23 protein-coding genes and 3 pseudogenes are annotated in these 23,608 nt (G+C 50.2%); 16 read left to right on the forward strand and 10 right to left on the reverse strand.

Going from position 1 to position 23,608, the window contains the following annotated elements; translation table 11 throughout:
• Positions 1-49: 49 nt before the first annotated feature.
• Positions 50-907 carry a GyrI-like domain-containing protein gene (locus tag QEN31_RS11190; protein ID WP_010989022.1) on the reverse strand — a complete coding sequence of 286 codons (858 nt, stop codon included), beginning with the start codon at positions 905-907 and terminating at the stop codon, positions 50-52.
• Between the two features lie 293 nt (positions 908-1,200).
• Between QEN31_RS11190 and zirU the strand changes: the two genes are divergently transcribed.
• From zirU to QEN31_RS11210, 4 genes are all read left to right on the forward strand, one after another.
• Complete coding sequence (gene zirU, locus QEN31_RS11195) at positions 1,201-2,046, forward strand: two-partner-like secretion system exoprotein ZirU (protein ID WP_000273696.1); 846 nt, start codon at positions 1,201-1,203, stop codon at positions 2,044-2,046.
• A 74-nt stretch (positions 2,047-2,120) separates the two neighbouring features.
• Entirely contained in the window at positions 2,121-4,103 is a 1,983-nt protein-coding gene (zirT, locus tag QEN31_RS11200) for a two-partner secretion translocator ZirT (RefSeq protein WP_099949666.1), read from the forward strand.
• Positions 4,104-4,123: 20 nt separating this feature from the next.
• Positions 4,124-4,954 (forward strand): two-partner-like secretion system exoprotein ZirS, encoded by an 831-nt coding sequence (gene zirS, locus QEN31_RS11205; RefSeq protein WP_001242913.1) that lies wholly within the window; start codon positions 4,124-4,126, stop codon positions 4,952-4,954.
• A gap of 98 nt (positions 4,955-5,052) precedes the next feature.
• Complete coding sequence (locus QEN31_RS11210) at positions 5,053-5,610, forward strand: redoxin family protein (protein WP_001062625.1); 558 nt, start codon at positions 5,053-5,055, stop codon at positions 5,608-5,610.
• Positions 5,611-5,715: 105 nt separating this feature from the next.
• On the opposite strand, the pseudogene QEN31_RS11215 reads toward QEN31_RS11210, so the two are convergent.
• Positions 5,716-6,015: pseudogene (locus QEN31_RS11215) on the reverse strand (hypothetical protein).
• A 49-nt stretch (positions 6,016-6,064) separates the two neighbouring features.
• On the opposite strand from QEN31_RS11215, the gene QEN31_RS11220 reads away from it, so the two are divergent.
• The 5 genes and pseudogenes from QEN31_RS11220 (at position 6,065) to dbpA (ending at position 10,611) form a co-directional block, all read left to right on the forward strand.
• Positions 6,065-6,762, forward strand: a protein-coding gene (locus QEN31_RS11220; protein WP_095033700.1) for an IS1-like element IS1B family transposase whose coding sequence is annotated in 2 segments (ribosomal slippage) — positions 6,065-6,314 and positions 6,314-6,762 — 699 coding nt in all. Because the reading frame shifts where the segments join, the coding sequence is not laid out codon by codon here.
• Positions 6,763-6,779: 17 nt separating this feature from the next.
• A pseudogene (locus QEN31_RS11225) lies at positions 6,780-7,622 on the forward strand (methyl-accepting chemotaxis protein); the annotation flags it as partial.
• 145 nt (positions 7,623-7,767) lie between these two features.
• Positions 7,768-8,751 (forward strand): zinc transporter ZntB, encoded by a 984-nt coding sequence (gene zntB / locus QEN31_RS11230; RefSeq protein WP_000387373.1) that lies wholly within the window; start codon positions 7,768-7,770, stop codon positions 8,749-8,751.
• Between the two features lie 275 nt (positions 8,752-9,026).
• Entirely contained in the window at positions 9,027-9,209 is a 183-nt protein-coding gene (gene ynaL / locus QEN31_RS25405) for a proline-rich small protein YnaL (protein ID WP_001670836.1), read from the forward strand.
• Positions 9,210-9,237: 28 nt separating this feature from the next.
• A complete protein-coding gene (dbpA, locus tag QEN31_RS11235) occupies positions 9,238-10,611 on the forward strand; it encodes an ATP-dependent RNA helicase DbpA (RefSeq protein ID WP_099949667.1) in 1,374 nt (457 codons plus the stop codon).
• Positions 10,612-10,654: 43 nt separating this feature from the next.
• Here dbpA and ttcA read toward each other — a convergent pair whose 3' ends face one another.
• Positions 10,655-11,590, reverse strand: coding sequence for a tRNA 2-thiocytidine(32) synthetase TtcA (gene ttcA, locus QEN31_RS11240; protein WP_001156208.1), 936 nt, complete (start codon positions 11,588-11,590; stop codon positions 10,655-10,657).
• A gap of 51 nt (positions 11,591-11,641) precedes the next feature.
• Positions 11,642-11,845, reverse strand: a pseudogene (locus QEN31_RS11245) (tyrosine-type recombinase/integrase); the annotation flags it as partial.
• Here QEN31_RS11245 and QEN31_RS11250 point away from each other — a divergent pair.
• Together QEN31_RS11250 and QEN31_RS11255 are read left to right on the forward strand one after the other, a co-directional pair.
• Positions 11,801-11,953: a hypothetical protein gene (locus tag QEN31_RS11250; protein ID WP_000089153.1), complete on the forward strand. Its 153-nt coding sequence runs from the start codon at positions 11,801-11,803 to the stop codon at positions 11,951-11,953. The pseudogene QEN31_RS11245 and the gene QEN31_RS11250 sit on opposite strands and share 45 nt — an antisense overlap.
• The gene (locus QEN31_RS11255; protein WP_000159242.1) at positions 11,946-12,284 is read left to right on the forward strand and encodes an SMR family transporter; all 339 of its coding nucleotides are present in this window, start codon (positions 11,946-11,948) and stop codon (positions 12,282-12,284) included. The genes QEN31_RS11250 and QEN31_RS11255 overlap by 8 nt, the downstream gene beginning before the upstream one ends.
• Before the next feature lie 49 nt (positions 12,285-12,333).
• On the opposite strand, the gene uspF is transcribed toward QEN31_RS11255, so the two are convergent.
• The 3 genes from uspF to QEN31_RS11270 form a co-directional block, all read right to left on the reverse strand.
• Complete coding sequence (gene uspF, locus QEN31_RS11260; protein WP_001082296.1) at positions 12,334-12,768, reverse strand: universal stress protein UspF; 435 nt, start codon at positions 12,766-12,768, stop codon at positions 12,334-12,336.
• A gap of 481 nt (positions 12,769-13,249) precedes the next feature.
• Complete coding sequence (gene nifJ, locus QEN31_RS11265) at positions 13,250-16,774, reverse strand: pyruvate:ferredoxin (flavodoxin) oxidoreductase (protein ID WP_327258395.1); 3,525 nt, start codon at positions 16,772-16,774, stop codon at positions 13,250-13,252.
• Between the two features lie 60 nt (positions 16,775-16,834).
• On the reverse strand, positions 16,835-17,134 hold the full coding sequence (locus QEN31_RS11270; RefSeq protein ID WP_001137722.1) for a hypothetical protein: 300 nt from the start codon (positions 17,132-17,134) through the stop codon (positions 16,835-16,837).
• On the opposite strand from QEN31_RS11270, the gene QEN31_RS11275 reads away from it, so the two are divergent.
• Complete coding sequence (locus QEN31_RS11275; RefSeq protein WP_001200680.1) at positions 17,050-17,316, forward strand: putative hemolysin; 267 nt, start codon at positions 17,050-17,052, stop codon at positions 17,314-17,316. The two genes, QEN31_RS11270 and QEN31_RS11275, sit on opposite strands and share 85 nt — an antisense overlap.
• Before the next feature lie 43 nt (positions 17,317-17,359).
• On the opposite strand, the gene hslJ is transcribed toward QEN31_RS11275, so the two are convergent.
• Together hslJ and ldhA are read right to left on the reverse strand one after the other, a co-directional pair.
• Positions 17,360-17,770 (reverse strand): heat shock protein HslJ, encoded by a 411-nt coding sequence (gene hslJ, locus QEN31_RS11280; RefSeq protein WP_000725242.1) that lies wholly within the window; start codon positions 17,768-17,770, stop codon positions 17,360-17,362.
• A 110-nt stretch (positions 17,771-17,880) separates the two neighbouring features.
• Positions 17,881-18,870 carry a D-lactate dehydrogenase gene (ldhA, locus tag QEN31_RS11285; RefSeq protein ID WP_000762206.1) on the reverse strand — a complete coding sequence of 330 codons (990 nt, stop codon included), beginning with the start codon at positions 18,868-18,870 and terminating at the stop codon, positions 17,881-17,883.
• A 239-nt stretch (positions 18,871-19,109) separates the two neighbouring features.
• Here ldhA and QEN31_RS11290 point away from each other — a divergent pair, with 239 nt between their 5' ends.
• The 4 genes from QEN31_RS11290 to QEN31_RS11305 all read left to right on the forward strand — a co-directional run bounded on the left by QEN31_RS11290 (position 19,110) and on the right by QEN31_RS11305 (position 22,860).
• Complete coding sequence (locus QEN31_RS11290) at positions 19,110-21,746, forward strand: YdbH family protein (RefSeq protein ID WP_000677012.1); 2,637 nt, start codon at positions 19,110-19,112, stop codon at positions 21,744-21,746.
• Entirely contained in the window at positions 21,746-21,937 is a 192-nt protein-coding gene (locus tag QEN31_RS11295; RefSeq protein ID WP_000784063.1) for a YnbE family lipoprotein, read from the forward strand. The genes QEN31_RS11290 and QEN31_RS11295 overlap by 1 nt, the downstream gene beginning before the upstream one ends.
• 7 nt (positions 21,938-21,944) lie before the next feature.
• On the forward strand, positions 21,945-22,268 hold the full coding sequence (locus tag QEN31_RS11300; RefSeq protein ID WP_000760345.1) for a YdbL family protein: 324 nt from the start codon (positions 21,945-21,947) through the stop codon (positions 22,266-22,268).
• 142 nt (positions 22,269-22,410) lie between these two features.
• A complete protein-coding gene (locus QEN31_RS11305; RefSeq protein WP_001521629.1) occupies positions 22,411-22,860 on the forward strand; it encodes a GFA family protein in 450 nt (149 codons plus the stop codon).
• On the opposite strand, the gene azoR is transcribed toward QEN31_RS11305, so the two are convergent.
• On the reverse strand, positions 22,857-23,462 hold the full coding sequence (gene azoR / locus QEN31_RS11310) for an FMN-dependent NADH-azoreductase (protein ID WP_000048924.1): 606 nt from the start codon (positions 23,460-23,462) through the stop codon (positions 22,857-22,859). The two genes, QEN31_RS11305 and azoR, sit on opposite strands and share 4 nt — an antisense overlap.
• Positions 23,463-23,608: the final 146 nt, after the last annotated feature.

Genomic DNA, 23,608 nt, shown 5'->3' on the forward strand with positions numbered 1-23,608 from the left:
CTGAAAAGAGAAGACTTTTCAGATGAAATGCGTGGATGGTACGAAGTCATTACAGTACAGGGATGTAATAATAAAGATCGACAATGGATTCATTATTCTGTTGCTTTTGGACGGATGCCAAATGGAAGTATTCAATATCTTCTCCTTCTCTCCTGATAAGATTCAGTTTTGGTAATATACACATATATATTGTATTGGAAAATTGTTGATATTGTTCCTTATGACCAACAAAATGGAATTTTGCATATTTACCACATTTTATTACCCTCGACATGGGTATTTTTCCTCCATCGACGGAATTATGTTCCATACCAAAAAAACTGCTTACGGCGATGACCTGGTCTTTGGTATTATCCGGCTTAAAAGACGAGAGACAATACACATTTTCGCCCCACGTTCTGAGCGTCTCATGAATGATTTTCCATTTTATAGGCGACGCTTTTTTAGGAAGGTCATTTGTTGCGATCTGATGAGACGTTTGAAATCCGAAAATTTCTTTTGACGTAAGCTGACAAATTTCGAACTGATAATGCTCATCACAGTCAAGCCAGTAGGGAGGCCGTAGGTTTCTGAGATCCCAGAAATCAGCCTTGCGATAGTTATTGGGATTGACGCCAAATGTTTTTTTGAACTCTCGACTATAGGACTGCACTGAATCAAACCCCATTCTGAACGCGATATCTGTGACCGACTGAGAGGTCAGCTTTAGCAGAGTGGCGCTTCTGCTCAACTTGCGTTGTCTGATATATTTTCCGATAGAGACGCCACACTTTTCTTTAAAAAAATCCTGCAAACTCCTTCGCGAATAACCTGTTATAACAACCAGCTTTTCAATATCAATCCTCTCTTCAAGATTTTTTTCTATTTGCTCTAATACTGAGATTATTATGGCTTTTTTCATCATCATTCCTCTTTATTGAAGCCGAAAATATAAACATTTAAGGTGTTTGATATACTGTGTTATTAAACCAGTGGGGGGTTGTTAGCTTTTCTGGCAAAACAAGAAAGATTTAAATTGCTTGACGTTTCTGAATAAACTTTACACTTGGAGATCGGATTTTGCCAGTAAAGCTAAGTAATTAGCATGGCGAAGGGCATAATTTCACAGGCGGTTAAAATGATTGAATAACCCTGAATTTTTAGCCCGTGAGATTATAAATCTCGTAATTATTTCTAATGATTTAATAAAAGGGAATTGTTTTGTACTTCAAAAGATCTTTATTAACGTTAGCAATTTGTGCATCCGTGGTCTCAGTAGAGGCGGTGGCGAATACCAGAGCCAATGATATGGCTTCTTCTGCTACACCTGCTTCTGTTGGTCACCGTCCTGTGGCAACTACTAATGCAAAAAAAATAGAAGTGTCTGGGGAACTGACGACCGGTTCAACCCTCCAGATAGCGGATGTTTTTATTAGGGATGAGGATGGGGATCCCTTATCGCTGGATAAAATGAATAATGCCGACGATATTAAATGGTATCTGGTGGATAATGAGGCCGCCGATCCTTCTGGAACCCCGGCGGCAACCGGGACGGCTTTTACCATTCCTGCTGATGCAGGCGGTAAAAAAATTAAAATCGTTTACCGGATTAAGACGGCAACGGGGACGCCGGATAGTGCATTCTTGCCTGCCACTGTCTTATTAACTTCTGCATCTTCTGGGGTGAGCGGCGACTCCGCCGCAGACGGTACAATTTCTAATAAGCTACGTTCTGTCACTATCAATGTGGTGAATGAAAGTGGTAAACCGACTGATGAACTCAACGGTACCAATGACGCCAACACTCCAGTGGTAGGCGGCACCCTTGAAGCGGTACTGGAATGTGCCGCCACAGCGGCGGCTGAGTGTGAGGTCAGTAATTATAACTTTACCTGGCAGATGGCGGATGCCGGGACACCAGATAAGTTCACCGATCTGAATAATACCAACGCTGAAAAGCATAAATATATTATTAAGGGAACTGAGCAGAATAAACTGTTCCGTGTCCACGTTACGCCTAAAACGACGAAAGCCACGCCGGAGAATAAACGCGCTATCCGTCGCTGATGGTTATCGCCAAATAAACATCTTATTTAAATACTCCCTCTGCCAGGCAGGGGGATATAGCAGGAGACAATACAGTGGTTTTTTCTAAAAAACCCATTACTAAATATATAACCTGGGCCATTGTTACCAGTCAGATTCCACTGCCGGTCATTGCTGATAGCGATAATGAAATTCAGTCGTGGATTGCGGGGACGGCATCGTCTATTTCTCCGCATCTGCAGGAGGGGACGCTGGAGGATTATGCCAAAGGAAAAATAAAGGCGTTACCAGGGCAGGCCGCTAATCATCTGGTGAACGAGGGGATAAAGAGCGCTTTTCCGGAGATTATTTTCCGTGGTAGCGTCAATCTTGAAGATGGCGCGAAATATCGCTCATCAGAGTTCGATATGTTTATTCCCGTCCAGGAAACAACATCGTCTTTACTCTTTGGTCAGCTTGGCTTTCGCGACCACGACAACAGCAGTTTCGATGGCCGCACCTATGTTAACGTTGGTATGGGTTACCGCCAGGAGGTCAATGGATGGCTGCTCGGCGTCAATACGTTTCTGGATGCCGACATCCGTTATTCCCACTTGCGTGGCGGCATTGGCGGGGAAGTCTATAAAGACAGTCTGGCCTTTTCCGGCAACTATTATTTCCCTCTCACCGGCTGGAAAATGTCAGCAGCGCATGAATTACATGATGAGCGTCCGGCATATGGCTTTGATCTGCGAACAAAAGGCACGCTCCCCGATTTTCCCTGGTTCAGTGGAGAGCTGACATATGAACAGTATTACGGGGATAAAGTTGATCTATTGGGTAACGGTACATTAAGCCGGAATCCCCGCGCCGCAGGTGCGGCTCTGGTCTGGAATCCTGTCCCCTTGCTTGAGGTCAGAGCAGGATATCGGGACGCCGGTAACGGCGGCTCGCAGGCAGAGGGCGGTCTGAGAGTCAATTATTCCTTCGGTACGCCGTTACATGAACAGCTTGATTACCGCAACGTTGGGGCGCCGTCGAATACGACTAACCGGCGTGCCTTTGTTGATCGTAATTACGATATCGTCATGGCGTATCGGGAGCAGGCCAGCAAAATCCGCATTACGGCAATGCCGGTGTCAGGCCTGTCCGGGACGCTGGTGACATTAATGGCGACGGTAGATAGCCGTTACCCGGTTGAGAAGGTTGAGTGGTCGGGTGATGCGGAGCTTCTCGCCGGACTCCAGCTTCAGGGGAGTCTGGGCAGCGGCCTTATCCTTCCACAACTTCCGCTGACGGCGACCGACGGTCAGGAGTATAGCCTTTATTTAACGGTGACTGACAGCCGGGGTACTCGCGTGACCTCCGAGCGTATCCCGGTAAGGGTGACACAGGATGAGACCAGTTTCCGTTCCTGGATAAATGTTATCAATGACGATGTTCAGGTTGAGGACGGCAACTTTGTCATCAATACGCCGCTTCCTGCCGGAGAAGAGGGGAAGGTTATTGAGTGGCACTACGTGCGCGAGCGTTCTGAAGAGGAGTGGGCGTCGCTCAAACCACGTCATATTAAGTATCAATCAGATACGCCGGGTCTGGCATTTAAAGCGCTCGGTGGTACAGAGCGTGACGGCCATTGGGTTGAACGGGTTCTGGTGACCCATATCGGCGATGATGCCCGCTCGCTCAAATTACATATTGAAGCAAGCGGACCAGACGATAAACATCCGGTGAAGGGTACCGTACTACTACAAGCGCAGTCAGACAGTATTGCGCAGAAGGTCACTTCTGTGGAGGTGCTTTTTACGCCGGGTACTGAAGAGGCCAACGGAAGCGTTACTGCGCCAGTCGTCGGAACAGAAATGCGAGCCAGAACGCTTTGTGTAAATAACACGGACTGTACTGATGCGTTTAATTATCAGTGGGAAATCTCGGATGAAATGAAATCCTGGCAATCCGTACCGGGTGCGACAAAGGCCACCTGGCTTCTTCCTTATAGTCTTAATGGGGAATCGCTTCAGAATAAATATATCCGCGTCAGAATTATTTCTGATAAGGGAAATGCTAAGGGTAATACCGCAACCTCTGATGCGAATTAATGTTTTAAAAAGGATCAACAGTGCGTATGTCGAAACATAATCTTATTATCTATAGCCTGCTTCTGGCGGCTGCGCCGATAAGCGTCTTGGCGGATTCGTCGACAACGTCCGCGGCAACCGTCGGGATGTTTTCTCCTCCTACGGCGCCGAGCGTTGGGCACAGGCCTGGAACACCTCGCGATGGCTACGAATTGCAGTTTAATGGACTTGGCTTTTTTATTGAAAAGTATACACCTTTTCCGGGAATGACTATTGCGAGGAATGCCAGAAATGTAGGCATCAGAGATCCGGATAATAACTATCAGTCTGCGGAAACTTTTACTACAGTATGTACGTATTATCAGATCAATAAAGATAACTCTCAGCATATACTTAAACGAGAAAAGCCATGTGAGCATAAATTTAATATCCAAAAGGAACATCGGGGTTCAAAGATTAAACTAGAAATTTATAATGAAACGGATATGGCTTCAGCGTCAGGGTACACGCCTGTGCCATCGGTATCTGAGTTCCAGTATATTGAAACAGAAACTATATCTAATACGCCAAGCCCAGATTTAACAGTTATGAGTATAGATAAGTCTGTATTATCGCCGGGTGAAAGTGCCACCATCACAACTATTGTTAAGGATATCGACGGGAATCCTGTAAATGAAGTTCACATTAATAAGACTGTAGCGCGTGAAAATTTAAAAGGCTTATGGGATTATGGCCCTCTTAAGAAAGAAAATGTTCCAGGTAAATATACACAAGTTATAACCTATCGTGGGCATAGTAATGAACGTATTGACATATCTTTTAAATATGCAATGAGTTTCACGAAAGAAATTTCCATCAGAGGAAGACTATAAAACTATATTAATTATTATGTCTAATATAATTCTTTTTATCACCATCATCTTATTATGGATGTTCACCTGGTTTTTTAGCGGATTGCTAAATAATTATTATGGCTAAAATAATACAAACGTTAAAAGGAGAAGTTTTTATGACGCCAACAACAACACAGGATTATATCTCATTGGGTCAGGAACACGCTGTCACCTTTGGCAAAACGCAACTGACCCTCAAACCCGGTATACTGGCTGAAGGCGAACCATTACCCTGCACAAAGGGGCTGGTGAGCCATAATTTATTACCGGGTTACTGTATCCCGGGGATAAAAAAGCAGATTATTGTCGTTCCGTCACTGGATACGCCAGTTTGTGAATGGCAGGTAAAAGACTATAGTGACCGCCTTAAATCAGCGGGTAGCCACTCAACCCGGGCGGTATATGTGCTGAGTATGGATACGCCATTTGCTCAGGCCCGTTTTATTCGGGAACATGATATTCATCCCGGCATAATTTTTGTTTCTGACTACGCTTGCCGCCAGTTTTTGGATAATTCCGGGCTGAAAATTAATGAGCTCAGTATTTTTGCCAGAGCGTTGATAGAGTGCGATGAAAACAATGTGGTTACGCGTGTTAGTGTACCACGAGATATCACTCATCTTCCTGTTTACTAATCACTTATATCAGCACCGCCCCTGCACAGAGAACCGAATAACCGGCAATGCAGGGGCGCAGGCATTCTCTTGTGTGCCCTCACATTTAATATATATACTATTGCATTACGCATAAGGAACTGAAAATGATGCCAGCGGATGGGGCAGGTTAACGTTATGGCACCCCTGAATTTCTGCAATAATCGTCTGGTAACCGGAAAGCCACTTATGACTTTGTGATTTGGCCTGCTGGTGCTGTAAATTATTTATCAATAGCTCCATTGATTCGCGGGTCTGCCAGTAATAATTGTTAACTATTCTTCCGCTGGCGGCATCGGTATAGCTTTCCATCCCAATATAGCCATCAACAGACTGCGTATAGCGCTCAATTCAGCCATCCAGTTGATAAAACTCTTCGTCGGTGATGCTGCCAACTTACTGATTTAGTGTATGATGGTGTTTTTGAGGTGCTCCAGTGGCTTCTGTTTCTATCAGCTGTCCCTCCTGTTCAGCTACTGACGGGGTGGTGCGTAACGGCAAAAGCACTGCCGGACATCAGCGCTATCTCTGCTCTCACTGCCGTAAAACATGGCAACTGCAGTTCACTTACACCGCTTCTCAACCCGGTACGCACCAGAAAATCATTGATATGGCCATGAATGGCGTTGGATGCCGGGCAACCGCCCGCATTATGGGCGTTGGCCTCAACACGATTTTCCGCCATTTAAAAAACTCAGGCCGCAGTCGGTAACCTCGCGCATACAGCCGGGCAGTGACGTCATCGTCTGCGCGGAAATGGACGAACAGTGGGGATACGTCGGGGCTAAATCGCGCCAGCGCTGGCTGTTTTACGCGTATGACAGGCTCCGGAAGACGGTTGTTGCGCACGTATTCGGTGAACGCACGATGGCGACGCTGGGGCGTCTTATGAGCCTGCTGTCACCCTTTGACGTGGTGATATGGATGACGGATGGCTGGCCGCTGTATGAATCCCGCCTGAAGGGAAAGCTGCACGTAATCAGCAAGCGATATACGCAGCGAATTGAGCGGCATAACCTGAATCTGAGGCAGCACCTGGCACGGCTGGGACGGAAGTCGCTGTCGTTCTCAAAATCGGTGGAGCTGCATGACAAAGTCATCGGGCATTATCTGAACATAAAACACTATCAATAAGTTGGAGTCATTACCCCGCGTTGGTACGTGAAATCAGATCCTCTTCGCAAACGGCAATGACCCTTTCCGAACAACTGGCGGCGCGCAGTCTGTCGCTATCCGTAAAGACGGAACAGCAGTCGGCCTCGTTAATTCAAACTGCCGCCAGTATAGATGAAATGGCGGCGAGTACCAAAAACAATGCGGATAATACCCGAATGGCGAGCATACAGGCGGATTGTGCAACCCAATGCGCCCGTAAAGGCGGTGAATTAATGGTGCGGGTTACAGAAAATATGCGTTCTATTACCGACTGTGCCTCGCAGATGACGGAGATTATTTCATTGATTGACGGTATCGCATTCCAGACTAATATTCTGGCGCTTAACGCGGCGGTAGAGGCTGCACGGGCGGGCGATCATGGAAAAGGTTTCTCCGTGGTGGCCGGGGAAGTGCGTAATCTGGCGCATCGTAGCGCCGAGGCGGCAAAAAGTATCAAGGCGCTGATCGACGTTACGCATGACAATGTGCGGCAGGGGGCCGCCATAGTGCAGGAGGCTGAAAAAAATATGCAGGAGATTGTTGGCGGCTCCGGGCAATTAAACGTGCTGATGAGTGAAATTTCCACCACCACGCGGGAGCAGGAAAAAGGCATTAACCAGATAACCCTGGCGTTGAGCGATCTGGAAAGCGCAACCCATAGCAATGTCTTAATGGTTGAAGCGCTATCTGCTTCTTCGGATGTTTTAAAGGCGCAGGTGATCGAGTTACAGACTAAAACCGACAAATTTCGTTTAAGCCAGCCGGGTTACAGTGAACATGCGCTGTCGCACTCTCATGTATCATCTCTTTCGACCATCACCAGGCGCGGCCAGGCCTGATAATACATGTTTGGTAAGCGCCTGTTGCTAAGGCGCTTTTTTCGCACGTTCCCGTCATTCTTTTTGCGCAATGAGAAAATGAGAGATTGCTTAACCTTTCCCGAAAGCTAGACTAACGGCATGAGAGTTGTAACGTGGAGGCGCTGTGGAAGCCATTAAGGGATCGGATGTGAACGTGCCGGATGCCGTTTTCGCATGGCTACTGGATGGTCGTGGTGGAGTAAAACCGCTCGAAGATAATGATGTGATCGATAGTCAGCATCCCTGTTGGCTACATCTTAATTATACCCACCCGGACAGCGCCCGCTGGTTGGCTTCAACGCCTTTACTCCCCAATAACGTGCGTGATGCGCTGGCTGGTGAAAGCTCGCGCCCGCGCGTAAGTCGTATGGGGGAAGGGACGCTCATTACGCTGCGCTGTATTAATGGCAGTACTGACGAACGCCCGGATCAATTAGTGGCAATGCGTTTATATATGGACGAGCGATTCATTGTGTCTACCCGTCAGCGAAAGGTTCTGGCGCTGGACGATGTGGTCAGTGATTTGCAGGAGGGCACCGGGCCCGTAGATTGCGGCGGCTGGTTAGTGGATGTGTGCGATGCGTTAACCGATCACGCCAGTGAATTTATTGAAGAGCTACACGATAAAATTATCGATCTGGAAGATAATCTTCTCGACCAGCAAATCCCACCGCGCGGTTTCCTCGCATTGCTACGTAAACAGCTAATTGTTATGCGCCGCTATATGGCGCCGCAGCGCGACGTCTATGCCCGGCTTGCGAGTGAACGGCTGCCGTGGATGAGCGACGATCACCGGCGCAGAATGCAGGATATCGCCGACAGGCTGGGAAGGGGGTTGGATGAAATTGACGCTTGTATCGCGCGTACTGGCATCATGGCGGATGAAATTGCCCAGGTGATGCAGGAGTCTCTGGCGCGCAGAACTTATACCATGTCGCTTATGGCGATGGTTTTTCTGCCCAGCACCTTCTTAACGGGGTTATTTGGCGTTAACCTGGGCGGTATTCCCGGCGGCGGATGGCGGTTCGGCTTTTCTCTGTTTTGTATTCTGTTAGTTGTCCTGATCGGTGGTGTTACTTTATGGTTGCATCGCAGTAAATGGTTGTAACAAAAGCGCTTTTCAGACCATTTCGGGTGAAAAAACGCCGAGAAATTTGAGCGAAGTCAATAAACCATCTACCTATTCGGGGCAATATCTCTCTCGCAGGTGAATGCAACGTCAAGCGATGGGCGTTGCGCTCCATATTGTCTTACTTCCTTTTTTGAATTACTGCATAGCACAATTGATTCGTACGACGCCGACTTAGATTAGTCGGCTTTTTTTTGCCTGTAGACTATCTGCGTCTACCCTTTAAGAGTCTGAATGACATTCTGGAGGGTAATATGAGCTGTCTTTTGACCTTATTATATCTACACTCGTCCTTGTCGGACCCGATTCCCACTGACCCTGTTCCCATTCCTGAGCCGCTTCCCCGTCCTCAGCCGATGCCCGACCCGCCGCCGGACGAAGAACCGATTAAAATGTCGCATCAAACGCCCGGATCTGCGAGGATACGCGCCTGCTGACTATGAGTCGTTACCGCGAGAGTAAATTGTGACCACTTTTTCAACCCTGAATGTTTTGCCCGCCGCCCAGCTCAATAACCTTACTGAGCTGGGCTATCTTGAGATGACGCCTGTTCAGGCCGCAGCATTACCCGTCATTCTGGCGGGTAATGATGTGCGTGTGCAGGCCAGGACCGGTAGCGGCAAAACGGCGGCGTTTGGTCTTGGGTTCTTGCATCGAATTGACGTCACTCTGTTCCAGACACAGGCATTAGTGCTGTGCCCGACGCGGGAGCTGGCGGATCAGGTTGCCGGAGAGTTACGTCGCCTGGCCCGTTTTCTGCCAAATACCAAAATTCTGACCTTGTGTGGCGGGCAACCCTTTGGCGCACAGCGCGACTCGCTTCAGCACGCTCCGCATATCATTGTCGCGACGCCGGGGCGCCTGCTGGATCATTTACAAAAAGAAACCGTATCGCTGGATGCGCTGCATATTCTGGTAATGGATGAAGCAGACCGAATGCTGGACATGGGATTCAGTGACGCCATTGATGAGGTGATCCGCTTTGCGCCTGCGACGCGCCAGACGTTATTGTTTTCAGCAACCTGGCCTGAGGCCATCGCGGCGATTAGCGGTCGTGTACAGCAGCAGCCAATACGTATTGAAATCGATACGGTAGATGCGCTACCGGCTATCGAACAACAGTTCTTCGAAACGTCTGCGCATGAAAAAATTTCGCTGCTACAAACGTTGCTTAGCCAGCATCAGCCAGCGTCCTGCGTGGTATTTTGCAATACCAAAAAAGATTGTCAGGCCGTTTGTGATGCGCTTAATGCGGTAGGACAAAGCGCGTTGGCGCTCCACGGCGATCTGGAACAACGCGACCGCGACCAGACGTTGGTGCGTTTTGCAAATGGCAGCGCGCGCATTCTGGTTGCCACCGACGTTGCCGCGCGAGGGTTAGACATTAAATCGCTCGAACTGGTGGTTAACTATGAACTGGCCTGGGACCCGGAGGTGCATGTCCATCGTATTGGCCGTACGGCGCGCGCGGGAAGCAGCGGCCTGGCGATCAGTTTCTGCGCGCCGGAAGAGGCGCAGCGGGCGAATATTCTTTCAGAAATGCTGCAACTCAAGCTGAACTGGCTGAATGCGCCCGCCCGGCAGCCGTTACTCCCTCTGGCCGCAGAGATGGCTACCCTATGCATTGACGGCGGCAAAAAAGCGAAAATGCGTCCGGGAGATATTTTGGGCGCGCTGACCGGCGATATTGGATTAGACGGGGCGGATATTGGCAAAATTAACGTGCATCCAATGCACGTTTACGTCGCCGTACGTCAAGCAGTAGCGCAAAAAGCCTGGAAGCAGTTGCAAAACGGGAAGATCAAAGGCAAGTCATGCCGGGTACGGCTATTAAAATGATCGATAGCATGGCGTCTCAGCGGAGTGCTGAGACGCCTGCAGATTATTTCACTTCGATAACATCAAGCCGCAACGCCTCTAAGGCGGTGTCATCTTCTTCCGGCTGCCAGCCAGCGGGCTGCAAGGGAATCTCTTCACGATCGAACGCTAAATCGCCGCCGTCGACGACCTCGGAACCGTGAGTGATTCCTTTGAAATCGAACAGGTTAGTGTCACAAAGGTGAGACGGCACGACATTCTGCATGGCGCTAAACATCGTCTCGATCCGTCCAGGATAGCGCTTATCCCAGTCGCGTAGCATGTCGGCAATCACCTGGCGTTGCAGGTTTGGTTGCGAACCGCACAGATTACAAGGAATGATAGGGAAGGCTTTGGCCTCAGCAAAACGGATAATATCTTTCTCGCGGCAGTAAGCCAGCGGGCGGATCACGATATGTTTGCCGTCATCGCTCATCAGCTTCGGCGGCATCCCTTTCATTTTTCCGCCATAGAACATATTCAGAAACAGGGTTTGCAGAATATCGTCGCGGTGGTGGCCCAGGGCGATTTTGGTCGCGCCCAGTTCAGTCGCCGTACGATACAGGATACCCCGACGCAAACGCGAGCACAGCGAGCAGGTGGTTTTTCCTTCCGGAATCTTCTCTTTCACAATGCCGTAGGTGTTTTCTTCGACGATTTTATATTCTACGCCCAGCTGCTCAAGGTAGGCTGGCAGGATATGTTCCGGGAAACCTGGCTGCTTTTGATCGAGGTTGACGGCGACCAGTGAAAAATTGATCGGGGCGCTTTGCTGCAAATTACGTAAAATTTCCAGCATCGTATAGCTATCTTTGCCGCCAGAAAGGCAAACCATAATGCGATCGCCTTCTTCAATCATATTAAAATCGGCAATCGCTTCGCCAACGTTACGGCGCAGGCGCTTTTGCAACTTGTTGAGGTTGTATTGCTCTTTCTTTGTATTCTTTTGAATTTCTTGCATTATTTCAGTTCTCTGGTACTAAATGGGGCAAATTGGGGGCAAACTTTGCAATTACGATAACCGCGCATTCAACATCGCTACTTGTTCGTCGTTCATGTCATCAATCCACATACCGTAAATTTCATACACCATCTGCGCAGTTTCATGCCCCATTTGGCTGGCGATAAATGCCGGGTTCGCTCCTGCCGTCAACAGCCAGCAGGCAAAAGTATGTCGCGTATGGTACGGATTACGGCGACGAATGCCAGCACGTTTTTATGGCAAGATATGCAATGGTTCAAAAGCGTCTTTATTCTGTCATCCGTATTACTTAAGATATCATCACGACCCGAAAAATATTGGAACGAAGAGATGTATGACTAAAGAAGCTGTAATCTTTCTATTTATCGCCATCGTGGTAGAAGTTATCGCCACGATCTCATTAAAATTATCAGATAGTTTTACGCGTCTGGTACCGAGCCTCGTTACTATCATCGGATATTGTATTGCGTTCTGGTGTCTTACCATCCCAATGCGAACCATCCCTGCGGGTATCATTTATGCCATTTGGTCTGGGGTAGGGATTGTTCTTATTGGATTGATAGGATGGTTGTTTCTTGGCCAAAAACTGGATGTGCCGGCTATTATTGGCATGTTGCTTATCATCTGCGGCGTAATCGTAATCAATCTGTTTTCAAAAAGTGTCAGTCACTAGGCGATGATGATTGATTTGAGCCCGCACTCTCTTATGCGGGCTCGGGTATTTAGCGTACCACCAGTACGGAGCATTCCGCATGACGCACAACGGCTGCGGCGTTGGAACCCAACAGATAGGTAGTAATATCCGGGCGATGCGAGGCGATAATCACCATATCGGCCGGTAATTTTTTTGCCATTTCCAGAATCTTATCTTTAGGAGAGCCTTCTGCAACGTGCGCCTGCACGCGGTCCGCGGGAAGGTTGAATTTCTTGATAATCGCTTCCAGTTGAGATTTGGCTTCGGCTTTCAAATCGTCCATTGCGGGAAGCTCTGCTGAATAAGCCAGTCCCAGTGAAGCGTAATAGGGCAAAGACGGGATTACAGTCAAAAAGTGCACTTTAGCGTCGTCAATCTTTGCTTCAGCTTCAACATGCGAAATCACGCGTTGAGTTAATTCTGAATCTGAAATATCGATGGGTACAAGAATCGTTCTGTTCATAAAACCTCCTGTTTAAGTATCCACTGAAATTCTACTCCCTAAAGGCACTTTATGTACAATGACATACGTCACATTTTAGGTGCTGCTCCACGATACTCTGCGGGGACTACCTACAGGGGAGGGCGACGTAATATTACGCGTATTCCACGTAAATAATCAGCGAGTTGACGTTAAAACGTTATTTCTGCCTTGTCAGGAAAGACCTAAAAAGAGATGTTACCGTTTAATTCAATAATTAATGAAATAATTCGCAGTGAAATAGATATAATTTATACGAATGCTTTTGGGGGTATTATACAAAATAAAAATTATACAATATCATTCGGTTACGATATTCTACGCCTGTTATATGCCTTTATTGTCACATATTCATTTTGTCGCTGGGCCATTGCGTTAACCTTTGCTTTCCAGCGTATAAATTGACAAGCCCGAACGGATGTTCGGGCTTTTTTTGTTTCCAGGTTAATCCTTAGAATATTTTTTAATCTGCGCCGGGTTTTTCCGCTTTTCCTGCCAGCAAGGCAAGAAAGTCATAGCGTTTTTGCAAATCCAATGCGGCATCTCGCCATAATTGTTCAGCTACTTCAGGCTGTTGCGCATTCAGGCGACGGAAACGCTGTTCATTAAGCAACGTTTCCGCCAGGGCATCAGACGGTGGCCGAGAGTCCAGAGCCAGCGGCGGCTTGCCTTCATCCGCACGGCGGGGATCAAAGCGGTATAACGGCCAGAAACCGGTCGCCGTTAACTGGCGCATCTGGTCATGGCTTAGCGCCAGATCGTAGCCATGTTCTTCACAGGGGCTATAGGCAATGATCAGCGACGGTCCTGGCCAGGCTTCGGCCTCCTGGATGGCTTTCACCGTCTGGTTTAACTGCGCGCCCAGCGAGATTTGCGCGACATAAACATGACCATACATCATCATGCTGACACCAAGATCTTTACGGGCTTTACGCTTGCCATGTTCGCCAAACTTAGTGACGGCGCCAAGCGGCGTCGCCTTCGACGCCTGGCCGCCAGTATTGGAGTAACACTGCGTATCCAGAACCAGAATATTGACATTCTCCGTCAGGCTTAACACATGGTCTAAACCGCCAAAGCCGATGTCGTATGCCCAACCATCGCCGCCAATCAGCCAGATTGATTTTTCTACCAGCGCATCAGCATCCTTTAACAGTTCCTCTGCGCCCGCAACCGATTTCAGATGTTGGCGTAATGCGGCGACCTGCTCACGCCGAACGTCAGGCGTTGCTTCGGCATGCAGCGCATCGTTTAATTCCGCCGGGATGCGATCGGCGAATTGCGCCAGTAAACGCATGACGCGCGCCCGGTGCTGATCCACGCTCAGACGGAAACCGAGACCAAATTCCGCGTTATCTTCAAATAACGAATTCGCCCATGCCGGGCCGCGTCCGTTGGCATCGGTGGTATAAGGCGTTGAGGGTAAGTTACCGCCGTAAATAGAGGAACACCCCGTGGCGTTAGCGATTAACATTCTGTCGCCATATAACTGAGTCAGCAGTTTAATATACGGCGTTTCGCCGCAGCCGGAACAGGCGCCGGAATATTCAAACAGCGGCGTAATGAGCTGCGATGTGCGGATATCAATTCGTTCCAGTTTGCTGCGTTCGATTTCCGGTAAGTCGAGGAAGAAGTCATAATTCACTTTCTCTTCTTCCACATGCTCAAGGCGTGACATCATGTTAATCGCCTTAATCTGTGGATCTTGCCGATCTTTAGCCGGGCAGACCTCTACGCATAAATTACAGCCAGTACAGTCTTCCGGCGCGACCTGCAGCACATATTTCTGGCCGCGCATATCGCGGGACTTCACGTCCAGCGAATGCAGACTGGCTGGCGCGTTCTCCATCGCCTGCGGGGAAACGACTTTCGCACGAATTGCCGAGTGAGGGCAGGCAGCGACGCAGTGATTACATTGTGTACACAGTTCCTCTTTCCAGACAGGAATCTCTTCGGCGATATTGCGTTTTTCCCAGCGGGTGGTGCCCATTGGCCATGTTCCGTCCGGCGGCAGGGCGGAAACAGGCAGTGCGTCGCCGAGGCCCGCCAACATGGCGGCGGTAACGGTTTTCACGAAATCCGGCGCGGCGTCGGAGACGACCGGCGGGCGATGCGCGCTATGCGGATTAACCGCCTGCAACGGCACTTCCGCCAGCGATTCCTGCGCCAGAGCCAATGCCTGCCAGTTACGCTCAACCAGATCCTGTCCTTTGCTGCTATAGCTTTTGGCAATCGCGCCCTGCAGCTCAACCAGGGCGCTATCGCCCGGAAGAATATGCGTCAGGTGGAAGAAAGCCATTTGCATGACGGTATTGATGCGGGCGCCAAGTCCACATTCGCGGGCGATTTTCGCCGCGTTAACCACGTAAAAACGCGCCTTTTTCTGATTCAACACCGCCTGAACTTCTTGCGGCAGACGCGACCAGACCTCGTCGGCGCTGTACGGCGTATTAAGCAGAAAGATACCGCCGGGCTTTAGACGCTCCGCCATCTGATATTTATCGATAAACTGTAATTGGTGGCAGCCGACAAAATCCGCCTGAGCAATTAAGTAAGCGGAACGAATGGGTTTCTCGCTGACGCGCAGGTGCGATACCGTGAGCCCGCCAGCTTTTTTAGAGTCATAAACGAAATAACCTTGCGCATACCACGGTGTAGAATTACCGATAATTTTAATATTATTTTTCGTGGCGGATACGCTGCCGTCGCTTCCCAGACCGTAAAATAACGCTTCAAGTTTAGCGCTGCCGGGCAGGGTATTTTCCGGTAATGGCAGCGAGAGGTTAGTAACGTCATCATAAATGCCCACCGTAAACCGTGGCTTGGGTTTCGCACGGCTGAGTTCATTAAAGACCGCCAGTACGCACGCCGGGCCGAACTCTTTGGATGATAGCCCATAACGGCCGCCAATGGTGCGCGGCAACGTTTCGCGCTCGCCATTATTAAAGGCCTCCGCCAGTGCGGTCATCACGTCCAGATAAAGCGGCTCGGCCTGGGCGCCAGGCTCTTTGGTGCGATCCAGCACGGCGATAGCGCGAACGGTTTCCGGTAATGCCTGTAACAAATGTTTGGCGGAGAAGGGGCGGAACAGACGGACTTTCAGAACGCCGACCTTTTCTCCGCGTATCAGTAGCTCGTCCACGACCTCTTCGCAGGTGCCGAGGGCGGAGCCCATCATTATGATGACGCGTTCAGCCTGGGGATGGCCATAATATTCAAATGGCTGGTACTGACGGCCCGTAGCGTCGCCAAATGCCTTCATCGCCTCTTCAACATGATCATAAACGGCGTTGTACCACGGGTTGGTCGCTTCGCGAGACTGGAAGTAGGTGTCCGGATTCGCTGAAGTTCCACGAATCACCGGATGTTCCGGATTCAGCGCGCGGGCGCGGTGAGCGTCGATCTCCGCCTGCGGCATCAGGTTCAGAATGGTTTCATTCGTTAGCGGTATAATTTTGTTGATTTCATGCGATGTACGGAAGCCATCAAAAAAATGAATAAACGGAACGCGGCTTTTCAGCGTAGCCCTGTGTGCGATCAGCGCAAAATCCTGCGCTTCCTGAACGCTGGCGGCGCATAACATCGCGCAGCCTGTCTGGCGGACCGCCATCACATCGGAATGGTCGCCAAAAATAGAAAGCGCGTGTGTGGCGACAGTGCGCGCGGCAACGTGCAGTACAAACGGCGTGAGCTGCCCCGCCAGTTTATACAGCGTTGGAATCATCAGCAGCAGCCCCTGCGATGATGTAAATGACGTAGAAAGCGAACCGGTTTGTAACGCACCGTGAACGGCGGCGATCGCGCCGCCTTCCGACTGTATCTCTACCACACGCGGCGTATCGCCCCAGACATTTTTAAGCCCATTGCCGGCCCAGGCATCCGCTTGTTCAGCCATTGTTGAACTGGGCGTAATCGGGTAAATGGCGATAACCTCGCTGGTACGGAACGCCACCGACGCTACTGCGCCATTACCGTCAATTGTTTGCATATGACACCCTTACATTGCGCAAAAAAGAGGGACACGCATAATCGTGAGCGCATCCTGTAGTTATCCTTTTATTTTAGCAAAGCCCTTCAAGCCCCATTTTCGCTTTTGTGTCCCTGGCGGGAGGAGAATGGCGATTTCTTGCCGAAAAGACGTAAAAAATTGCCAATAAATGTTAATGAAGCGCATAAATGCGCGCTTTGCCTCTCGACGCGTCAGTTTCTGCTGCCTATTATTTAGGGCGGTGTCGTTTGGATGAATAAACAGAGGGGAGAGAAATGCGCGCAGCGTTTTGGGTGGGATGTGCCGCGTTATTATTGTCGGCTTGCAGTAGCGAACCTGTTCAGCAGGCAACCGCGGCACATGTTTCGCCAGGGATGAAAGCGGCGATGTCCAGCGCCGGCGAAGCGAATTGCGCTATGATTGGCGGTTCGCTTTCAGCGGCCCGGCAGCTTGATGGTTCAGTAATTGGTATGTGCGCGCTACCCAACGGCAAACGTTGTAGCGAACAGTCGCTTGCCGCCGGAAGCTGCGGGAGTTATTAAGCGCGGCGTTTCGCCTGACGCGTATAACTTTTCACTTAATGGCTTAGTGCGCTAAATCCGCCAGTTTATACATTAGCGTTGTTTCTGCCGTCGCCAGCGTTAATTGGTTCGCGGTTAAATCGACCTGCGCGCCCTTGCTGAAGAGCTCGCTGAGGGTGCCGTCCAGCGCGTTAAGCTGTGGATCTGCGCACATCATTCGGGTCATCGCTAAATTTTTCACTTTTAATTCGCCGTCCGACAGTTTTCCTTCGCCGGTGAATTGATTGCACATTTTGCCGGATACCGTCATGTCCTCGCCAAAGCTGAGCTCCGGGCCGGTGACCGTTTTACCGTTTACGCTTTCCAGAACAAAGCGGTGGTGCTCCAGTTGCTCGCGTTTGACGGACACTTTTCCACTGCTCACACACCCTGTCATTATGATGCTCAGGGCGACCAGCGTGACGATTTTCTTCATTGATATTCTCTGTAATCTGATAGTTAACACTGACTATAGTAATGATATGACCGGATAGATCTTCAGGGGTTATCCGAAAATGCTCCCCTGAGCGCAGGGGAGCGACAGGATTAGAACAGCGCGTTCGGGCAGGCTTCGCCCTTCTCAAGCTGGCTTAAGTTTTGTAACGTGGTTTCAGAGATGCTGATCAGCGCTTCTGCGGTCAGGAATGCCTGGTGCCCCGTAAACAGTACGTTATGGCAGGCCGACAGACGGCGGAAAACATCATCCTGGATAACATCGTTTGACTTATCTTCAAAGAACAGGTCGCGTTCGTTTTCATACACATCCATCCCCAGCGAGCCGATTTTCTGATTCTTCAGAGCTTCGATAGCCGCCTGGGAATCAATCAGCGCGCCACGACTGGTATTAATGACCATAACGCCATTTTTCATTTGATCGAATGCCGCATGGTTCAGCAAATGGTAGTTTTCCGGCGTGAGCGGGCAGTGCAGGGAAATGACATCCGATTCGGCAAACAACGTTTGCAGATCCACATACTCGACGCCGAGGTCAAGCGCGGCGGTGCTGGGATAGGGATCAAACGCCAGTAAACGCATTCCAAAGCCTTTCAGGATACGCAGCGCGGCGACGCCGATTTTACCGGTACCGATGACGCCAGCGGTCTTTCCGTGCATGGTAAAGCCGGTCAGCCCCTCAAGGGAAAAGTTAGCGTCGCGGGTGCGTTGATAAGCGCGGTGAATACGGCGGTTCAATGTCATCATCATGCCAATCGCATGTTCAGCGACGGCTTCCGGAGAATAAGCCGGCACGCGGACCACCTGCAAACCGAGCTCTTTAGCGGCATCCAGGTCGACATTATTAAATCCGGCGCAACGCAGCGCGATGTATTTCACGCCGTGTTTTTTCAGCTCTTCCAGTACCGGTCGGCTCCCGTCGTCATTCACGAAGATACAAACTGCTTCACATCCATTGGCGGTTTTCGCCGTTTTCTCGGTTAGCAGAAAATCAAAAAACTCCAGTTCAAAACCGAACGCTTCGTTCACTTGCTGTAGATATTTCTTGTCATACTGTTTGGTACTATAGACGGCGAGTTTCATATGACCTTCTCCAGTGATGTTTGAATCACACAAATATGCTTAAAATTATCTTACAAAAAATCAAAAATAATTGATAGTCATACATATAATGAATAATTTTAGGTTATCATTCTCCACAACGCCTCAAATAGCCGGAGGGCGCCCCTGCAACATGAACTATTAGGCTATGTACGGGCAATCATGCCAAAATAAAGAGATAGCCGACTGAATTTTTCGTTAAATCAGGAAATTAATGGCCCATGAAGGGTAAATATAAAGCCGCCCTTGCGCTACTGTTACTGCTGATTCTTATCCCTCTGACGCTACTGATGACCCTCGGGCTGTGGGTTCCCACTCTGGCGGGAATTTGGCTACCCGTCGGTACCCGTATCGCTCTGGAACAAAGTCCACGCCTGACACGTCATGGGTTAGTGATTCCCGATCTTCGCTATCTGGTCAATGATTGTTCGTTAGCGCATATTACCCAGGCGGAACTGACGCATCCCAGCCGTTGGTTGCTGAATATTAAAAGCCTTAAACTGGATGCCGCGTGCCTGGCGAAACTGCCCGCTACGGAAGCTTCTCCCGCCGCGCCGCGTACGCTGGCGCAGTGGCAGTCAATGCTGCCCAATACCTGGATTAACATCGATAATGTCATTCTCGCGCCCTGGCCGGAATGGCAGGGCAAGCTGGCGATCTCCATGACGCCGGTCATTCAGCAGATACGTTATCAGGGCGAAAAAGTAAAATTTCAAGGGCAGCTACGCGGTCAGGCATTGACGGTGAGCCAACTGGAGATCGCCGCGCTGGCCAACCAGCCTCCCGTTAGCCTGGCGGGGGAATTTGTGTTGCCGCTGGTACCGGATGGCCTGCCGGTCAGCGGTCATGCGGCAGCGACCTTGCGTCTGCCGCAGGAACCGTCGCTGGTGGATGCGGAACTGGAGTGGCGTGATAACGCCGGACAGCTCATCGTGATGGCGCGAGGTAATCCTGACCCGATTCTCGATCTCCCCTGGGCGGTAACGCGTCAGCGGCTTACCATCAGCGATGGCCGCTGGAACTGGCCATATCAGGGATTCCCCTTGAGCGGACGTCTGGCTTTTAATATCGATAACTGGCAAGCCGGGCCGGATAATGCGCAAGTCAGTGGACGCCTGAATATTCTGACCCAGGGCGATGCCGGTAAAGCGAACGCTGTACTGACTATCGGCCCGGGAAAACTCAGCATGGATAGCAGTGAGATGCCTCTACAGCTTACCGGCGAGGCTAAACAGAAGGATTTAATCTTTTATGCCGTATTGCCCGCTATGTTCCGCGGCAGTCTGGCCGATCCGCAGCTCACCTTTGCACCTGGCGCATTGCTACGCTCGCGCGGGCGGGTGATTGATGCGTTAGATATTGATGAAATTCGTTGGCCGCTGGCGGGCGTTAAGGTGACGCCGCGCGGCGTTGATGGCCGATTACAGGCTATTTTACGGGCGCACGAAAATGAGATGGGCGATTTCGTTCTTCATCTTGATGGCCTGGCCAATGATTTTCTCCCTGATGCTGGTCGCTGGCGGTGGCGCTATTGGGGGCAAGGAAGCTTTACGCCAATGCGCGCCCACTGGGATATTGCCGGACAGGGCGAATGGCATGATAACACCATCAGGTTGACCAGTTTGTCCACCGGTTTTGATCAGTTGCACTATGGCGCAATGACCGTCACATCGCCAAGACTGGCGCTGAATAAACCTATTGTCTGGGTTCGCGACGCCACAACGCCGTCGCTACAGGGCGCGCTGTCTCTGGTGGCGGGGAAAACCGTATTTACCAGTGGGAGCGTGCTGCCGCCTTCTACCCTTAATTTTAGCGTTGAAGGGCGAGAGCCAACCCTGTTCCAGTTTAAAGGCGACCTTCGGGCGGGGGCGATAGGGCCGGTACGGCTGAATGGGCGCTGGGATGGCGAACGCCTTCGTGGACAGGCCTGGTGGCCGAAGCAGTCGCTTATCGTTTTCCAGCCGTTGCTTCCACCGGACTGGAAAATGACGCTGCGCGAAGGCTCACTGTATGCGCAGGTGGCTTTTTCCGCTGCGCAGGGGCAGGGATTTGAAGCAGGTGGACACGGCGTGTTAAAAGGCGGCAGCGCCTGGATGCCTGATAACAAAATCAACGGCGTCGATTTCATTCTGCCATTTCGCTTCCACAACGGCGCGTGGCAATTGGGGACGCGCGGGCCCATCTCGCTGCGTATCGCCGGGATAGTTAACCAGGTCACGGCGAAAAATATCACCGCTGATTTACAGGGCGGTTATCCCTGGAGCGAGTCGAATCCATTACTGCTAAGCGATGTCAGCGTAGACGTGCTGGGCGGTCAAATCATTATGAAACAGTTGCGAATGCCGCAGCACGACCCGGCGCTTTTGCGGGTGCAAAATATTTCATCCAGCGAATTGATTAGCGCCATAAATCCAAAGCAATTCGCCATGTCTGGTCCGGTCAGCGGCGCGCTGCCGCTGTGGCTGAACAATGAAAAATGGATAATCAAAGATGGCTGGCTTACGAATCCTGGGCCAATGACGTTGCGTATCGATAAAGATACTGCGGATGCGGTGGTGAAGGATAATGTCACGGCAGGCTCGGCGATCAACTGGCTACGTTATATGGAGATTACGCATTCGTGGACGAAAATTAACGTTGATAACCTGGGCGTACTAACGATGCAGGCGGCTATTACCGGCAAAAGCCGGGTAGATGGTAAAACCGCGATCGTTAACTTGAACTATACCCATGAAGAAAATGTGTTTACGCTGTGGCGCAGTTTGCGTTTTGGCGACAATTTACAGGCATGGCTTGAACAAAATACAGCGTTGCCGCAACCTCCTTGCCGGAAAGACAAGGACTGTGAGGATAAATAATGAAAATGAGTATTGCCATGCTGTCAGCGCTTGCGTCATTTATCGTGGTGGGGTGCACGCCACGTATTGAAGTCGCCGCGCCGGAACAGCCGATTACCATCAACATGAATGTAAAGATCGAGCATGAAATACATATCAAAGTCGATAAAGACGTTGAAGAACTCCTGAAATCACGCAGCGATCTATTCTGAGGCCATAATGAAAAAGTATTTAATACTATGGGTGCTGACGCTGAGCTTGCTCACACCTTCTGTGTGGGCCTTAACCCTGGACGAAGCGCGCACGCAGGGCCGGGTCGGGGAAACGCTGAATGGCTATCTGGTGGCCTTAAAGAATGATGCCGAAACCCAGAAACTGGTGCTTGATATTAATCATGCCCGCCGCGCCAGTTATCAGCAGTTAGCGGATAGCAATCATCTTCCCGTGGACGAGGTGGCGAAGATGGCAGGGCAAAAACTGGTTGAGCGCGCCAGGCCGGGAGAATATGTCCAGGGAATTAATGGCAAATGGATGCGTAAATAACCGCTTCCCGACAATTTTTTTACCGCAAAATGCATTTTTATATGGGTAATTTCTGAATACGAAGGTCGTATTTACATTAGGCGAACCGGAAGGCTATTTCTATACTGTTGGCTGGTATCACTATTCGCGAGAGTAACCAGGTATGACGTCTGAAAAATTATCTGCTGCCTGCCATTGTGGCAGCGTCGTGTTTACCGTTCAACTTAGCGATGGCTTTCATACCGCCAGGCGCTGCAACTGTTCCTTTTGCAGGATGCGCGGAGCGGTGGCAGTGTCTGCGCCGCTGTCGGGTATTAAAGTGCTAAAAGGGCAGGATAAGCTTACCGAATATCGCTTCAATACGGGCAAGGCGGTGCATTTTTTCTGTTCGGTATGCGGGATATATACTTTTCATCAGCGTCGATCCAATCCCGATCAATATGGGGTCAATGTGGCGTGCATCGAAAATATGTCGCCTTTTGATTTCGCCTGCGTTGAAGTCAATGATGGGGTAACGCATCCCAGCGATGGCGGCAGTAGCGGCGTGGTAGGATATTTGCGCTACAAACCTAAGAAGTCACCTCCCGTCGAAACGGGAGGCAAAAATATTTAAGCGGCCACGACGCTGTCAATCGCGGCTTTTGCATCGGCCTGGGCTTTAGCTGCCACTTCCGGCCCGTAGGCGATGCCTTCGGCAAAGACAAAATTCACGTCGGTGATACCGATAAAACCAAGGAACACTTTCAGGTAAGGCGCAATCAAATCCGTCGGGGTGTCTTTATGGATACCGCCGCGGCTGGAGAGAACCACCGCGCGTTTACCGGTTACCAGACCTTCCGGGCCTTTTTCGGTATAGCGGAAAGTGATACCGGCGCGGGCAATCAGATCAAAGTAGTTTTTCAGCTGCGTCGGGATATTGAAATTGTACATCGGCGCCGCAATAACGATGACGTCGTGGGCTTTCAGTTCAGCAATGAGTTCATCAGACAGCGCCAGAGCGTCCTGCTGACGTGGCGTTAAAGGCGCATCGCCCGGACGCATCGCGCCCACCAGCTCGCCATCCAGCACCGGAACAGGGTTGGCCGCCAGATCGCGGACAGTAATTTCATCTGCGACGTGTTTTTCGCGCCATTGTTCAATAAAATAGTCAGTCAACTGACCAGACTGAGAGTACCCTGCCAGAATACTGGATTTAAGAACTAATACCTTGCTCATGGGTGTTTCCTTTTATGTGTTTGAAGGGGCGTGCCCCGTTGCTTGTTGACACTTTATTCACAAATATGTCGCAGGGATAGCGCAATATATCGAACCCTTTGTTCGAAATTATTGAACAACGCAAAAAAAGCCCCAATGTGGTACTC

It is taken from the genome of Salmonella sp. SA15303, assembly GCF_029962125.1.
GTDB classification, from domain to species: domain Bacteria; phylum Pseudomonadota; class Gammaproteobacteria; order Enterobacterales; family Enterobacteriaceae; genus Salmonella; species Salmonella enterica.